The organism is Algibacter mikhailovii (assembly GCF_014651495.1).
GTDB lineage: Bacteria > Bacteroidota > Bacteroidia > Flavobacteriales > Flavobacteriaceae > Algibacter_E > Algibacter_E mikhailovii.
Genome location: NZ_BMWZ01000006.1, coordinates 267,271 through 283,957, shown reverse-complemented (window position 1 = coordinate 283,957; position 16,687 = coordinate 267,271). Strand labels below are relative to the sequence as shown.

10 protein-coding genes are annotated in these 16,687 nt (G+C 35.8%); 4 read left to right on the top strand and 6 right to left on the bottom strand.

The features are described 5' to 3' along the window. The first annotated feature begins 14 nt into the window (after positions 1-14). Genes IE051_RS13935 through IE051_RS13920 form a run of 4 tightly spaced genes read left to right on the top strand, consistent with a single transcriptional unit; the run spans position 15 to position 5,796 of the window. Positions 15-1,769, top strand: coding sequence for a SusE domain-containing protein (locus tag IE051_RS13935; protein WP_189361683.1), 1,755 nt, complete (start codon positions 15-17; stop codon positions 1,767-1,769). A 55-nt stretch (positions 1,770-1,824) separates the two neighbouring features. Beyond that, entirely contained in the window at positions 1,825-3,285 is a 1,461-nt protein-coding gene (locus tag IE051_RS13930; protein WP_189361681.1) for a glycoside hydrolase family 30 protein, read from the top strand. A 21-nt stretch (positions 3,286-3,306) separates the two neighbouring features. After that, positions 3,307-4,788, top strand: a complete 1,482-nt coding sequence (locus tag IE051_RS13925) for a glycoside hydrolase family 30 protein (RefSeq protein WP_189361679.1) — start codon at positions 3,307-3,309, stop codon at positions 4,786-4,788. 18 nt (positions 4,789-4,806) lie between these two features. Continuing rightward, complete coding sequence (locus IE051_RS13920; protein ID WP_189361677.1) at positions 4,807-5,796, top strand: T9SS type A sorting domain-containing protein; 990 nt, start codon at positions 4,807-4,809, stop codon at positions 5,794-5,796. A 52-nt stretch (positions 5,797-5,848) separates the two neighbouring features. On the opposite strand, the gene IE051_RS13915 is transcribed toward IE051_RS13920, so the two are convergent. From IE051_RS13915 to IE051_RS13890, 6 genes are all read right to left on the bottom strand, one after another. Beyond that, positions 5,849-7,198 carry a putative collagen-binding domain-containing protein gene (locus tag IE051_RS13915; protein ID WP_229796820.1) on the bottom strand — a complete coding sequence of 450 codons (1,350 nt, stop codon included), beginning with the start codon at positions 7,196-7,198 and terminating at the stop codon, positions 5,849-5,851. Continuing rightward, the gene (locus tag IE051_RS13910; protein ID WP_189361675.1) at positions 7,155-7,979 is read right to left on the bottom strand and encodes an alginate lyase family protein; all 825 of its coding nucleotides are present in this window, start codon (positions 7,977-7,979) and stop codon (positions 7,155-7,157) included. The genes IE051_RS13915 and IE051_RS13910 overlap by 44 nt, the downstream gene beginning before the upstream one ends. A gap of 12 nt (positions 7,980-7,991) precedes the next feature. Further along, entirely contained in the window at positions 7,992-10,415 is a 2,424-nt protein-coding gene (locus IE051_RS13905) for a glycoside hydrolase family 2 protein (RefSeq protein ID WP_229796819.1), read from the bottom strand. Beyond that, positions 10,416-11,630: a glycoside hydrolase family 88 protein gene (locus tag IE051_RS13900; RefSeq protein ID WP_189361673.1), complete on the bottom strand. Its 1,215-nt coding sequence runs from the start codon at positions 11,628-11,630 to the stop codon at positions 10,416-10,418. It abuts the gene before it with no gap. Between the two features lie 360 nt (positions 11,631-11,990). Beyond that, positions 11,991-13,550 (bottom strand): RagB/SusD family nutrient uptake outer membrane protein, encoded by a 1,560-nt coding sequence (locus IE051_RS13895; RefSeq protein ID WP_189361671.1) that lies wholly within the window; start codon positions 13,548-13,550, stop codon positions 11,991-11,993. 13 nt (positions 13,551-13,563) lie between these two features. Continuing rightward, entirely contained in the window at positions 13,564-16,617 is a 3,054-nt protein-coding gene (locus IE051_RS13890) for a SusC/RagA family TonB-linked outer membrane protein (protein WP_189361669.1), read from the bottom strand. Positions 16,618-16,687: the final 70 nt, after the last annotated feature.

The following is a 16,687-nucleotide window of genomic DNA, read 5'->3' as shown; positions in this document are numbered from 1 at the left end:
AAAAAACCAAAAAAATGAAAAAACTATTAAAATATATTTCTCTAGCATGTATTGTTGCCACAGCATTAATATCATGCTCCACTGAAAACAATCTACAACCAGAAGGGTTGTGGGAATTAAGCAAGCCTTCAAATATAACTCCCGATGATGGTGCATTAATAAATTTGAACGAAAGCACCCCTAATGAAGACATCATATTTAATTGGGATGCGGCAGCATCTTCTGCTGGGTACATTGTAACCTATCAGGTTGTTATAGATACGGCAGGAACCAAAGTGTTTGATACGCCCTTGTTAGTTTTAGTTTCAGGAAACGGAGGCAGAGCTTTATCTGCCTCTGTATCCCATGAAGTGATGGATGAAGCCCTATCTCTAGGGGGGTATCCTGCAAACGAAAACGCTGAATTGTCGTGGGCGGTAGTTGCCAGTAGTATTAACAAAAAGACGAATACTATTAATTCTATTACCATGAATAGATTTGAAAATGAAATCATTCCAGAAAAACTGTTTATATCTGGAACGGCAACAGAAAACAACAACAATCTCGCTGAAGCAATAGCTTTAAGAAGACTTAACAATGCCGATGGTAATGCTTCAAATATTCATGAGATCTATACCAGTTTAACAGCAGGAAACTCATTTAAATTTTATAGTGAACAATCATTACCCGCCCTCGTTTATGGAGGAAACTCGGAAGACGGTGAACTTGTAAAATCTGGAGCACCAATTACCGTAGCAGAAGACGGTCAATATAGAATTAAAGTCGATTTAGATAACAACACGTACTCCCTGCTGAAAATAGAACGTTGGAATGTAAAAGGTAGCCCTATCATTGGTGGATGGGGTAGCGACGAGCCCTTAGATTATATTGGCGGTGGAATATGGCAAGCCACTATGGATTTTGTTGAAACCGGAGGATTTTTGTTTAGAGCGGAGGTTAATAATGGTGGCTATTGGGATTATTTATTAAAGCGTGTTGTTGGAACCCCTAATACCGTAATAATGGAGTCTGATGCCGCAAACCAAGGTGTAAGTTTTGAAGATATTCCTTCAGAAGAAACAGGAAAAATGATTGTTACCTTAAATCTCTCAGCTGATGCCTACACCTATACTATAGAAAAAGATCAAAGTGGGCCAGATCCCATTGAAACACCAGACACCCTTTTCCTTTTTGTTAATGACAATATGGTGGAGGAAATGACTAAAGATGGTGATGTATTTAACAATAGTAACTATTTAGCCTTGCAAAATGGGGATAACATTTCGTTGAATACGGCATCTGACGGCAGTGGAAAAAGCTATACCATTTTAACCAATATTGGCGCAACCGACACCCCCGATGTATCAAGAGTCATGGTTAATTCAGATATGAGTGAAGGTACAGGGAACATAGCCGTTGAAAGAGATCAAGCCTATGGCTTTAGTATTGATTTTGCCAATGCCAAATTTCAATGGGACTATTATAATATATTCTTATTTCATTGGGACGAAATTAATCAAAAGTGGGACGATAGAAATGAATATCTCTTAACCTATGAACACCCTTATCAGTTCTTTGGAACAGTGGCCTTAACGGCGAATTTCGATATGAAATTCTTCTCTCCATGGGATAACGATTTTGGAGCAGATGATCCTGCAGCGCTCTCAGGAGGTATGACCAACAAAGGTGGTTCTAACTTTAGAAACATAACTAATGATGGAGATTATCTTGTACGTATAGAAGTCACCAACGACTACAGTACTGGTACTTATCAATTTGTTCAACAATAATACCCAAAATGGTCATGAAAGCTATGAAGCCTATAATGAACCAAGATACAAGCATATGAAAACTACAAATCTAAAGTTCATAAAAAAAGGCATATTCACCTTTGCCTTGATAGGTTCAATCTTTGGTTGTCAAAGTTGTCAAAAATCTGATGACGACGTAAAACCAATTCCTCCTCCAACAGTGCCTGAACCTGCCAATGTGAGATTTTATTTGACTAAGGCAGATCAATCTCAATTGTTTAAAGTACAGGAAACAGGAGTGTTTAAATACACCGAAAATTCTAATTTTTCCATTAGTGTCAATGCCAACCAAACCTATCAAGAAATGGATGGTTTTGGATATACACTCACGGGAGGAAGTGCCTTGCATTTAAATACTATGTCTTCTTCAAATAGAGCACAAATTCTTAATGACCTCTTTAAATGGGATGGTAATAGCATAGGTGTTAGCTATTTAAGAATTAGTGTAGGAGCTTCAGATTTAGATACAGCGCCATTTTCCTATAATGATTTACCATCTGGTGAAACAGATATTAATCTCACCAAGTTTTCTATAGCAAAGGATAAGGAAAACCTCATCCCTGTTCTAAAGGAAATCTTAACCATAAACCCCAATATTAAAATCATGGGATCGCCTTGGTCTCCTCCTGCGTGGATGAAAACAAATCAAAATTCAAAAGGAGGAAGCCTTAAACTTGAATATTACGAAACCTATGCACAATATTTTGTAAAATACATTCAGGCTATGGCTAGTGAAGGTATTGCTATAGATGCCATTACTGTACAGAATGAACCTTTACATCCAGGGAATAATCCTAGCCTGTTAATGGAAGTTCCTGATCAAGCCAACTTTGTAAAAAATCATTTGGGACCTGCTTTTTCATCAAATGGCATAAACACCAAAATAATTATTTATGACCATAATGCAGATAGGACAGACTATCCTATTTCCGTTTTAAATGATCCCGATGCCAACCAATACATTGATGGTTCAGCCTTTCATTTATACGCTGGAAGCATTGATAAACTCAGTTTAGTCCATAATGCACATCCTGACAAAAACCTTTATTTCACAGAACAGTGGGTAGGTGCCAATGAACAATTTCAAGATAATTTAAAATGGCACATTAGAGAACTTATTGTTGGCGCTTCACGAAACTGGTGTAAAACGGTACTAGAATGGAATTTGGCAGCAAATTCTAGCCTACAACCTCATACCGATGGTGGATGTACAGAATGCTTAGGAGCCTTAACCATAGATGGTAATACTGTTAAAAAAAATGTAGCATATTATATTATAGCGCATGCCGCAAAGTATGTCAGGCCGGGTTCAATGCGAATAGAATCTAATTATTCGTCAGACCTTCCCAACGTGGCCTTTAAAACACCTGAAGGAAAAACAGTCGTTATTGTACTGAACAATTCAGATACTAAAAAATCATTTAATATAAACGTTCCGCAAGAACCAATATCTACATCACTCGAAGCTGGCGCCGTGGGTACGTTTGTTTGGTAATAATTTATAAAATTTTAAAGTATGTTTAACTACAGAATCATTCTTTTTGTTGCTGTACTGGCAGTTTCATGTTCAAAATCAAAACAAAACCAGCCGCTTTCTGAAGATGTAAAAGTCATAAAAGATCAAACTGTTTCATATCTCAATAAGCCCATGCAGGTATACACCACAGCAGAACTAACCAATTTAAGATTGACGCCTACTGATACTCTTTCATTTAAGGTTGCAGAACAGCCCATGGAAACAGAAGTTTCCATATTTGTAAATACGAATAAAACATTTCAAAAATTCTTAGGCATTGGCGGAGCTATAACAGATGCATCTGCCGAAGTTTTTGCAAAACTAAGTCCTGACAAACAAGAGGAATTGTTACAGGCTTATTACAGTAATAGCGGCATAAACTATAACATTATAAGAACCAGTATACATAGTTGTGATTTTAGTTCTAAAAGCCATACCTATATTGATGAAGGTGACGCTGAACTTAAAACGTTTTCTATTGAAAAAGACAAAGCCTTTAGAATACCAATGATAAAACGAGCCACGAGTTTAATCAAGGATAATTTGGTCTTTTACGCCAGCCCATGGAGTCCACCAGCATTCATGAAAACCAATAAAAACATGCTTCAAGGAGGAAAGTTGTTACCAGAGTATTATCAATCTTGGGCAAACTATTATGTTAAATTTATTAAAGCTTATGAAAATGAAGGCATTCCTGTTTGGGGGGTTACTATACAAAATGAGCCTATGGCAAAGCAACGTTGGGAATCTTGCATTTATACTGCTGAAGAAGAGCGCGATTTTTTAAAAAACAATCTAGGTCCAACATTTGAAAAATCAGGTCTTAGCGATAAGAACATCGTAGTTTGGGATCACAATAGAGACTTAATCTCTCATCGCGCAAATACTATTTTTGAAGATCCTGAAGCAGCTAAATACGCCTGGGGTATTGGATTCCATTGGTATGAAACCTGGACCGGTGGTGACCCTAAATATGATAATTTAAAAAACATTAAAGCGTCTTTCCCTACCAAAAATTTACTATTTACTGAAGGCTGTCAAGAGAAATTTAGCGAAGCGCATTACTTCAGATGGTCTAACGCGGAGCGGTACGGAAACTCTATGATAAATGATTTTAATAGCGGTACCGTGGGATGGACCGACTGGAATATTCTTTTAGATGAAACCGGAGGTCCTAACCATGTACAAAACTTATGTTTTGCACCAATACATGCAGATACAAGAACAAACGAATTAATATATACGCCCTCTTACTACTACATTGGCCATTTTTCAAAATTTATAAAACCAAATGCGACAAGGGTAAGCACTACAACAAGCAGGAGCACATTAGAAAGCACCTCTTTTATTAATGAAAACAAACAAATGGTTACTGTAGTAATGAATAAAACAAATGCCCCAATTACCTATAAACTTTTAGTTGATGATAGCGAAGTATCATTAACCATACCTGCGCATGCTATGCAATCTTTATTATACTAATCTTAAACATTAAACATTATGAAAACAAATTACATTCTAAGTTTTTTAGCTCTTATGCTACTTGTCTCTTTTCAAACCACAGCTCAAGTAGATGTCACCCTTAAAGTAGATATGTCCGGACAGACTATTAGCCCAGATGGTATTCATGCAGTAGGTACTATAAATGACTGGAATACAACAAGCACCATGCTTACTCAGGAAGGCTCTACAAGTGTTTATTCTGCAACTATTCAATTAAATTCAGGATGGCATGAATATAAATTCTTGAACGGCAACGCTTGGGGTGCTGAAGAGCAAGCTGGATATCCTTGCGCTCCGTCCAACGGCAACAGGTTTTTATATGTAAATGATTCCGGAGTGCCAGTAGTTTTGACTGCTGTTCCTTTTGGAGGTTGTAATGCGTCAGGTACAAGTTTTGAAGTAACATTAAACGTAGATATGTCTAATGAAAGTTCTGTTTCTGGAAATGGCATTCACATAGCAGGGCCTTTTAACGGATGGAATCCTGGTAATTTGGCTTTACCTAACGTAAACGGTGACATCCATAGTGGAACTTTTAGATTACCAACACCATTAAATTATCCTATAGTATTTGAATATAAATATCTTAATGGAAATGCATGGGGTACTGAAGAAACGCCTGGGCCGGAAGACACTTGTGGAACAGTTACTGGAACCAATAGGCTAGTAACGGTTAACAAATCAGGAGAAAGTCTTTTAGATGTATTTAATGGGTGTAATTATACTCTAGGTGTAAATTCCTCTCAATTGTCTGATGCGATATCAATTTTCTACAAAAAGAATGAAGGTTTAATCTTAAATGTAAAAGAATCAAACTTTCAAAACCTAAAAGTCCATGTCTATGACTTATCAGGGCGTAACATAACTTTTAAGGAGATTTCAGGTAGTGGCATTATTCCCCTAAGTCAAATGAGTAAAGGCGTTTATTTTGCAGGTATTAATGATACAAACAATAACAGCATGGTCAAGAAATTTATTGTGTTCTAGTTTCGTCTATTTCGTTTTTAAAAGCCTATACTATTTAACAGTATGGGCTTTTTTATTTTAAAGAAATAAGTATAACCCAATCCTTATTATTTTCGGATGGAGGCATACCGAGTTCAACATTTCCAGAGGCACGAACGGACGTAATGGTTCCTAATTCCAGGACACCGCCATGCCTAGGGTTATACCATTGTACTAAAAACTCTTTTCCAGAACCCCCTAAATTCAGTTTTACTTTTTCCACGCCCCCTTCAGCATAAATGGCGTATATCTCCCCTGTTTTAGCCAAACAATAAGAGAAACCCTCAGAAATAATTAAATCATCTCGAGGTTCCATCTCCCAGAATGGGATATATTTATTGAAAAAGTGTAATGCATACCTATTTTGATCCCAGAATAAATCACGACTCCTAAAATCTTGACAAGTTAAATCTGAATTTGGACTGGCATACCCAAAGTACCACTCTACGCCAAAGCCTCCAGCCATAAGCGTACCCCACATAGCCCTTGATCTGGCATAATTATGCTCCGGATCTTCGTCATCTGGTAAAAGCGCTATATTTGCTTTACCAGGTTCGTCAACGGCTAAGGCCCATTTTCTCCCCGTAGCATTAGATTTTTCTCGCCATTTTAAAACTCTACCGTGAACATCAATAAATTCGGGATGACGTAATTGTAATGAAGCTCCGGTTAAAGGCGACTGCTCTCCTATTAATTCAGCATATCTATCGTCTTTATTCGGGAAGGTATGGATCACTAAATGACTATGATATGCATCTAACTTAGAGACGTAGTTCGCCACCTTTAGAACTTCCTGAATGGGTTGGTTGTTTTCTTCGCCCAAATTCCAATTCATGGATAAATGATGCCCAAACCTAGCAATAAGCTCTCTGTAATACAACTTTCCTTCTGTTCCAAAAACGCCTTTATCCATTAAATGATCTGTTTCTGTTTCATGGGTTTTAAAATGTAAAAACATCCCTTTTGTTTCAGCATACTCAAAAACACGTTCCCATTGGTCCAATTTAGAAACATCAAATCTTGTTTTATGAAACAGCGTTTCCCAAGCCTCTTTGTTTCTCTTTACGCTGGCATAGGCTTCATATTCCGCTTTAGATACTTTTAAAATATGTGGGAATATATTTCTATCATCGCCATCAACATTAAAGGTTAAAAATGAAAACACATTGAGTTCTTCACTGGCCAAATAGTTAATAGCACCCAAAAGATTTTTCCCTTTGGTTTCTTGCCATAAATATGGTGTTGCGTTTTGGTCAAAATCCTTGCCATGCGGTTCCCATGCTTTTTGAAAACCTAGCACATTTGTAGAAACGTCGAAATCTGTATATGCCAATAAGTTTTCAGGCGGGCTTTGTTCTTGATAATTCTTTTGGGAAACTACCATCTGCGCTCATTTGGTTTGGTAGCAATTCCTTTTTATAAAATGCTGAACAAAATTCTATTTGTTTTTTATTTCCTGTTAGTCTTGCAAATGCCGCCACCTGCATAGCCCAGCATGTACTATGGTTGTTGCCATTATTGCGTTCTTTCAGCCCATATTCATGGGTAATTAACCATTCTAAATACGACGAAAACCAGCTTTTTATAGTTTTCACATCTTGTTGCGGAAATTGTTTTGCGCTTTCTATCACTTGTACCGCAAGCGCCACTTCTATCAAATGTATAGTATCTATGATGCCTATACCTCTTCCTGTTACACGGCCTTTTATAGCTTGTGCATACAGTAAATGCGGATTCATCTTAGTAGCCTCATTCACAAACCAAGCCCTTAAATGGGGCATTAATTTATTTAAATACAAGGTATCATTGGTAATTAGATAAGCGGATGCCAATGCTCCTGAAATTTGACTTAACCGAATCATGGCCTGCCTATGTGCTACAAAATTATCTGGATTAGACAGTCCATCTTTTCTTATGTAAGCGCTATCAGGATATTTAGGATTTGGCCACCAATAATCACCTTCAGAATAGAAGTCATGCTTTGTACCAGCACTCCTAGGCGCAATACTAGCCGTAACGGTTACAGGTTTTACATCTAAATATTTGGCGGCATCAGCCATAACCTGATCCTTAACAACGGCTTCTAAACGTTCAAAATCAGTTTGTCGGCATGATAAAAATAATAACACACATGAAAACGCAAAACAGAATCTCCTTATTTTCATGGCCAAAATCTTCTAATCTATAACTAAATATGTTCCTTTAAAACTTTGATTAAGCACCATAACCTTTAAAGGTTCTTCTTTTGAATCTCTTTTAACTAGGATTGAAGCCACACCATTTGCCATTTCAATGGATTCACTACCTGTAGGTGTTCCAAGACTTTTATGACTTTCTCCACCAGAAAGACATTGAAAATAAACTCTATTCTCGTAATCCAGACATCGTAAGCCATTTTTATCATGAGCTGTAGCGGTTACTAAGTAATTTCCATCATCTAAAAGCTTATAACTTAATTCTAAACCAACCGCTTTAGTGTTTTTGGTATACCTATAATTTAATTTTAATTCATCTTTAACCGTTTTATTTGCTTTAGTTTTACCAACGGATACCAAGGTGTTTTCACCTTCTTCAAAATTAAGTGTCCAATTTAAACCAGAAGCCGGAAAAGCTTTTGTATCCCGTTTTTTAGTCCCAAGACTTTTACCGTTTAAAAATAGCTCTACCTCCGGACAATTGCTATAAACACTTATATCTCTAGATTTACCTTTTGCCCCTTGGCGCTCCGTCCAGGTATGTGACTCTATGTAAGTAAAGGGTTCATTACTCCAGTAGCTTTTAAAAACATAAAAAGCATCTTTTGGGTTACCCGCTCTATCTACCAAACCTTTTTGATTCATATAAGGAATTGCATTCTCAGGGCGTAAGGGTGTTCCAAAATCTTTAAAAGCCCATTGTATATTACCGACAAAAGTTGGATCGTTTTCTGATATTATTAAATGCCAATCAAATAAATCTACAATATAATTTTCGCTCCAATCTCCTATTTGGGCAATATTAGCAACATCGGTTTGTACTATGGCCTCTTCCCAGCCATCCGATTGAATTTGACCTTCACCCGTAATAGGATTTTCCGTATGCCTACCAACATGACTAGAGCCCCCATATTCCGCATGCAAAAAGTGCGGGTATTCTTCTTTATATTGGTCTATGGCTTTTTGATAACTTTTATAACTCCCGGAATACCAACCGGACCATATGGATGGTGAAAAGACATCTACGATATCTGATCCTTCATAATATTTCCGTATAGCTGTTTTTCTTGAAGGATCAAGCTCATGGGCATAATCATTTAGTTCCTTTAAAAAACTATTCATCTGACCTGTATCACCGCCATTTTCAAAATCAGGCAACCAATACATCTCATTCCCTAAAGACCAAATAATAACACTTGGATGATTATAGTTTTGATTTATTATTTCTTTGAGCATCGTCTTGGTATTCTTTTTCCAAGTATCATTACCAACGCCTCCTCTACACCATGGCAATTCATCCCAAACCAGTAAACCCAATTCATCACAAGCCTTATACACCTCGGGATCTTGAGGGTAATGGGCTAATCTCACAAAGTTAGCACCCATATCCTTAATAAGTTTCATATCTGCTCTATGCTGGGCATTACTCATAGCTGCACCAACACCCGCATGCTCTTCATGCCTGTGTGTCCCTCTTAAAAGTAGGCGCTTACCATTAAGATAAAAGGCACCGTGATCCTTAAATTCAAACCACCTAAACCCAACACTTTCAGATACGTTATCTTTTACTGTTTTGCCTTCAATAAGTTCAATTGATAAGGTATACAAGTTGGGATTGTCAGTATCCCAAAGTTTAGGGTTTTTAATATTTTTAAAGTATACCTCAGACCTATTATCTTTTATTTTAAAAACTGATGAGGCAATAGACACGCCAGCGGCATCCACTAACGACGCTCTAACTTTTAGTTTAGTATTTTTAGCTGGATTTTCAATCTTAATTATGGCCTTTAGTTCAGCATTTGCTTGAAAAACTTTTGGAGTAGTAATTTTTAATTCTGACACATGTTCCGCAGGAAGTGTTTCAAACCATACATCTCTTGTAATGCCTCCAAAAATAAAAAAATCACTTTTTTGAGAAGGAATAACTTCTGGATTGTAGCCATTATCTGCTCGTACCAAAATATCATTTTTACCAGGAGTTATAGCATCACTAATATCAATTGTAAAGCCAATATAGCCGCCAATATGAGCACCTACTTTTTTCCCATTTACAAAAACTTCACTTTCAATATTTACACCTTCAAAATACAATTGATAAATCTCTCCTTGTATAACATTTGGTATATCTAATGTCTTCTTATACCAACTTCCACTTCTTCTATAACCTGGATTTAAATCAGTAGCATCTAAAGCATTCCAACTATGGGGCAAATTAATAGGTTCCCAATTGTTTTGGCTTAGCACATCATTAATATCAGTAGTATTATTCTCTAGATATAACCAATCATCATTGATCTTCACTTTAGTCCTATCCTGAAGTCCTTGAACAGATTGCATACATAAAGCAGTAATAAAGCAAAGCATTAAACGTTTAAACGTCCTCAATGTTGTTAATTTAAATATCATTTAGTCTAATTTTTTTAATTTTAATAATGTTTCTAGGAAGTAATAATCTCCATAAACTATGGGCTCATCCATTTCAGATCTTTTAGACCAATCACCAAAACTATGGTCTAATACAAACGGAATATCAACTTCTTTTGGCAATATGTATTCTTGTGATTTCAGAGTTGAAATAACCTTTTTACTATATTTTAAATAGTCCTCATTATTAGTATACCCATAAAGCTCTACTAAACCTGATGCTACTATTGCCGCGGCCGATGCATCTCTTGAAACATTTGGAATATCTGGATTATCAAAATCCCAATATGGAATTCCATCTTTTGGCAGGTTTTTATGATTTATAAAAAAATTAGCTGTGGCCACAGCTCTATTTAAAAACCTTTCGTCTTTGGTGTAACGGTATGCCATTGTGTAACCATTAATAGCCCACCCTTGGCCTCGTGCCCAGGCTGAATTATCATCAAACCCTTGATGAGTTACCCTTGCCCTCACCTGACCAGTAATGGTATCATAATCTAAAACATGCCATGTACTATCATCTGTTCTAAAATGATTTTTCATGGTCGTATTTGCATGCTTTACAGCGATATTATGATATAAACTATCTCCCGATATTTTTGTAGCTTCAAATAACAACTCCAAGTTCATCATATTATCTATAATTACAGGAAATTGCCATATATCTGCATGGTGGTCCCAGGAACGAATACTCCCTATGTTTTCATCAAACCGCGTGCTTAATGTTTGGGCACTTTTTACGATTATATCTTTATAATCTTGATTGTTGGGATTGACACTTAGGCCTTGACCAAAACTACAAAACACCTTAAAGCCCATGTCATGGGTTCTATCATTGAACTTCTCTTTTTCTACAAAAGTAGTCCATTGTTGGGCTCGTTTTTTAAAAGCTTCATTTCCTGTGAGCTTATAAATTTGCCAAAGGTTTCCCGGAAAAAAACCACTACACCAATCTTTAGATGGTACTTTTTTTATGACTTTATCATCATTAGAGAAGCTTCTTGGAAACGCCATGGAATCTAACTCATAGTGCAATAGTTTGGCATATCTCGCATGTAATAATTCATCAAGGTTTATTTGAGTGTCCTGGGTCTTATTTTCATTTTTAGATTTGCATGCAAAAAAAAAGGTAAACCCAAAAACAAAGGCAAGAACAAGGACAAAGTGACTAACGCTTTTAATATATGTATTTCTCATAGGTTCAAAAATATGTTAAACCATTCATGTAGTAATACAAAAAAGGGGTAATAAAATACAAACCACTCACTAACAAAAAGTTACAACCTCTATTTTTAAATGCGTTGATTTATAAAATAAATGATTCATGCATTATAAAGCACACTAATAAAAAAAATGGGTTTACAACTTTATGTTTAAGTTGTAAACCCATTTTGAGAAAATTCAAATAGATTCTATTTAAATCCTTTCACTATATTTTATGCTTCAGAATTCAATAGCTCCTTTTTCGCGTTTTTTTTTAATCCTTAGGTTTGCATAATTAATAAATGCAAACCCAAGAACAAAAAACTAAACTAACTCAAACTATTGAAAAAACTATTAATTATAACCAGGATTATTTGGTTGTAAATTTGGATTTCTATCTAACTCATCACCAGGTAATGGCATTAAATAATCATTTTCGTCAAAATCAGGTTTAGCACCTTCATAACCTCCAGCACCAAACACATCGCCATTTCCAGCGTCACCTAATCTTCTTCTTGCAATGTCATACCATCTTTTGCCCTCAAAAGCTAATTCTATTCTACGCTCTTCTAAGACATCAGCAACAGTAATACTTGTAAGATCTGCAGGAACAGCACTTGGAGCAAATGTCATTTCTACATCGGCACCTGTTTTATAGGCTCCACCCAATCTAGCTCTAGTCCTAACTCTATTTAAATAAGAAAGTGCTGGACCTGTTTGACCAATTTCTACACCGGCCTCTGCAGCTATTAATAATACTTCTGCAAAACGAATCATTGAATAATTATGACTTGTTGCTCTACCACTACCACGAGCGAATGGACCCGGGTAACGTGTGTACTTAGCAATATATGGTGTGTTTCTAGCATGAACGTGTCCACTTATTGTAAAATTCTCATAGGTTACAAAAGTACCACCAATATTTGCTTCTTCTTCAAAACTCACTCTAGTTCTGTAATCTGCTTGATCAAAAGATGCATATACAGCTTCGGTAGGAACAGCAACAGACCATCCACCACCTGAATTTCTATCATCACCTCTAATACCAGTCATTGGCGCCACTTGATCGTAAGCATTATCAGAAGCCTCTACATTATTATAGTCTAATGCAAATATGGGCTCCGGAGAACCATCAATTACGTTAGCATTGAAAAGGTTTTGAAAATTTGAATCTAAATCCAATCCGTATTCCGAAGTAGTAATAACCTCTACGGCCTCATCATACGCTTTTTGAAACATAGCTTTATCACTTGTACCTGCCATAGTTAAATACACTAGTGACAAATATGAGCTTGCTGCTGCTTTTGAAGGAATACCTGCAGATGGTTGTGTTGGTGGTAACCATGTCTTAGCAAATTCTAAATCTTTGATGATATTAGCATATACTTCCGCTGCTGGCGTTCTACCAATTGAACCGCCCGCTTCAGCATCAGTTACGTTAGCATCAAGATAAGGAATAGCCCCAAACTGTCTTACTAAATGAAAGTAATAGAAAGCTCTAATAAAATAGGCTTGAGCAACAATAGGGTTTTTCAAATCATCAGCTACATCTACCTGTGCAGCGCCTTCAATAGCTAGGTTAGCTGCAGCAATGCCTTGATAAGTTTTTAACCAAAACTCACTAATCATACCATTATCGGTTAAAGTAGTAAGCATATCATGTTCTACCCTTCTTGTTTGATCAGATTGAAGGTTTACCATATCCGATCTTAACATTAAGGCTATAGAAAGTTTTCTACCCCAAAACTTTTCGTTGATAGCATGGGTTTTAGCACCCTCAACAGCTGTTTGAATATCTTTTGTTGTTTGAAAAAAACCATCGGGGGCTAATATACCTATTGGCTTTTCTTCCAAATCTGAACACCCCATTAATGATACTCCAATTAATAAGAATATAAATTTAAATGTTTTCATATTTTTTTTTTTTTTAAAATGTTAAATTAAGGCTAAAGCTAAAAGATTGTACGGTTGGATAGTTTCCAAAATCGTATCCGCTAAGCGTGTTACTAGAAATGTTACTTCCAGGATCATTACCTTCAAAGTTTACTTCAGGATCTAAACCTGAGTAATCTGTAATAGTAAACAAGTTTTGAGCACTTAACGATAATCTAATTTTTTGCATTTTTAATTTTTCAAGTACTTCACTAGGTAAATTATAACCTATTGCTAAATTCTTTAATCTAATGTAACTTCCATCTTCAACAAATCGAGAAGAAATTTCTCTATTACTATTATTTCCTACACGAGGTTTATCAGTATTCGTATTATCTGGTCTCCATGCATTATTGAAATAATCGTACGTTGTATTAGAATCTCCATTCATTAACTGAACGTTTGTCATATTAAAAATCTCTCCACCAGAAGAACCTTGGAAGAATATATTCAAATCAAAGTTCTTATAGGATAAATCATTGTTGAATCCCCAGTCAAAATCTGCATTTGGATTACCAATTATGCCTCTATCAGACTCGGTAATATCACCACTATCATCTAAATCATAAAATAATGGATCTCCTGCAACACCTCCGGATATAGTTGCAGTACCAGCCGGTGCTGTACCTCCTTGGTAAACACCTGCATAATCTAATCCCCAGAAAAGACCTATTTCTTCTCCTACTCGCAACACAGTACTACGATCTGTACTAAAGTAACTTGGTGTACCATCAAAGAATAAATCTTGATCGTTTACTAAACTTACTACTTTGTTTTTATTTGAAGAAAACACAATATCAGAAGTCCAAATAAAGTTATCTGTTACAATATTTCTTGTGTTTAAAGAAATTTCAAAACCTTTATTATTAATTTCTCCTAAGTTCGTTAAAATAGCATCATTTAAATAACCAAAATATTCAGGTGTACCATTGTTTCCAAGAATCAAATCTTTAGTATCAATGTTATAATAGTCTAAAGATAAGTTAATTCTACTATTAAACATACCAAAATCAACCCCAATATTTGATTGGTATGAAGATTCCCACTTTAAATCTGGGTTAGCAGGTTGGTCTGGTGTAATAGCCGATACAGTTTGGCCGTTACTAGATGCATAAAGGCTTTCGAACCTAGCTAAAGACTGGTAAGGCGCAATTGAAGGATTACCCGTAACACCATAACTTAATCTTAATTTTAAGTTAGAAACCGTTTCACTATCTTTTAAAAAGTCTTCATTAGATATTTTCCAACCTAAAGCACCAGAAGGAAAGATTGCATATTTTTGATTGGCAGCAAAGTTAGAAGCCCCATCACGTCTAACCGTAGCTGTTAATAAATACTTATCGTTATAATCATAATTTACTCTACCAAATAATGATTGAATTTCTGTGGTTGTAATAGCTGAATCCGGTTGTAAAAACCCTGTTGAAGTTCCTAAACCATAGTAAATAAAACTATCAGAGATTAGTCCAGTTCCTTGTACCAATGACATTTCATTAACACTTTTCTGATAAGAATATCCTCCTAATACCGTTAAATCACCTTTTCCTAACTCTTTGGTCCATGTTAAGTAATTCTCACTAATTAACGTTGTATTTCTCCAATTTTGAATACTTGCTCTACCACCAACAGCACTAGCTGATACTATTAAAGAAGAAGGTACATAAACACCTTGCGTTCTATTTCTAGTACTATAACCAAAAGTTGTTTTAAATGTAAGACCTTCTATAATTTGATAATCTAAATAAGTATTTGCTCTAAAATCATCTGTCTTAGTTTCATCTGTTCTTAAGGCTGCTACTGCGTAAGGATTATCTACTGGATCACCAAGAGCATCATTGATAGTATACGTACCATCTGGATTTTGAATTGGTTTATCAGGTGCAAATCTCATAGCCAAAGATATAGCATCATCACCACCTCCACCAACACCGTTAGCACCAGAAGATTGCGTTGCAATACCATTTTTCTTATCTCTACTTCCGTAAAGGTTCATACCCATTTTAAACTTATCAGATATTTGCGCATCAACATTAGATAAAAATGTTAATTTTTCAAAACCAGAATTAATAATAACACCTTTTTGATCATAATAGTTTGTAGATGCATAAAAATTAATTTTTTCTGACCCTCCAGATACTGCAAGTTGTGTGTTAGAAATATTACCCGTTTGATAAATCACATCCTGCCAATCCGTATCAGCTCCTGCATCTGGAAAAGGCGTTGAATTACCCTGATTAGATCTAATCTCATTTTGATAAGCAATAAAGTCATTGGCTTTTAATAAATCCAACTCATTAGATGTAGTATTTGTAGAATATACTGTATTCAAATCCACAGTAATTTTACCTTTTCTACCTTTTTTTGTTGTTATCATTACAACACCATTAGATCCTCTAGACCCATAAATAGCCGTTGCTGATGCATCTTTCAATACTTCCATAGATTGAATATCATTAGCTTGAGGCATTTGTGCTCCAACAAAACCATCAACTACCAAAAGAGGTGAACTATTAGCACCAATAGAGGTATTACCTCTAATTTTAATAGCTATTGGCGCACCCGGCTCACCACCATTATTAGATTGTACAGCAACACCTGCCGCACGACCTTGTAATGCCTGTGCTGCATCTACCACTGGAAATGCAGTTAACTCATCAGCTTTTACTGAAGAAACTGCACCTGTGATATCACTCTTTTTACGAGCACCATAACCAACAACTACTACCTCGTCTAAAGCATCTACATCCTCAGCAAGTATTGCGTTAACTACACTAGAACTACCTACTGTAATTTCTTGTGATACATAACCAATATAACTGAATACTATAACATCTGAAGCACTTGCTTCAATGGAATAATTTCCATCAAAATCAGTTGAGGTACCATTCGTTGTTCCTTTAATAATAACATTAACACCAGGCAAGGGCATTCCGTCTGCCATCCCTGTCACATTCCCTGTAATAGGCTTTTGTTGGGCACTTACACTAAGTACAAAACAAAAACCTAATAATAAAAACAATGTCTTTTTTAATCGTTCGTTTTTTCTCATTAGTAATTTAATTTAAGTTAGTTATTGTAATCATATTCATCTAGTTTTTGGTTTACCAAATTGGTAAATC

Bases quoted from the DNA above. Each gene is read 5' to 3' on its own strand.
- IE051_RS13935 (WP_189361683.1), top strand. From the start codon at position 15: ATGAAAAAACTATTAAAATATATTTCTCTAGCATGTATTGTTGCCACA.
- IE051_RS13930 (WP_189361681.1), top strand. From the start codon at position 1,825: ATGAAAACTACAAATCTAAAGTTCATAAAAAAAGGCATATTCACCTTT.
- IE051_RS13925 (WP_189361679.1), top strand. From the start codon at position 3,307: ATGTTTAACTACAGAATCATTCTTTTTGTTGCTGTACTGGCAGTTTCA.
- IE051_RS13920 (WP_189361677.1), top strand. From the start codon at position 4,807: ATGAAAACAAATTACATTCTAAGTTTTTTAGCTCTTATGCTACTTGTC.
- IE051_RS13915 (WP_229796820.1), bottom strand. From the start codon at position 7,198: ATGGTAGTTTCCCAAAAGAATTATCAAGAACAAAGCCCGCCTGAAAAC.
- IE051_RS13910 (WP_189361675.1), bottom strand. From the start codon at position 7,979: ATGAAAATAAGGAGATTCTGTTTTGCGTTTTCATGTGTGTTATTATTT.
- IE051_RS13905 (WP_229796819.1), bottom strand. From the start codon at position 10,415: ATGATATTTAAATTAACAACATTGAGGACGTTTAAACGTTTAATGCTT.
- IE051_RS13900 (WP_189361673.1), bottom strand. From the start codon at position 11,630: ATGAGAAATACATATATTAAAAGCGTTAGTCACTTTGTCCTTGTTCTT.
- IE051_RS13895 (WP_189361671.1), bottom strand. From the start codon at position 13,550: ATGAAAACATTTAAATTTATATTCTTATTAATTGGAGTATCATTAATG.
- IE051_RS13890 (WP_189361669.1), bottom strand. From the start codon at position 16,617: ATGAGAAAAAACGAACGATTAAAAAAGACATTGTTTTTATTATTAGGT.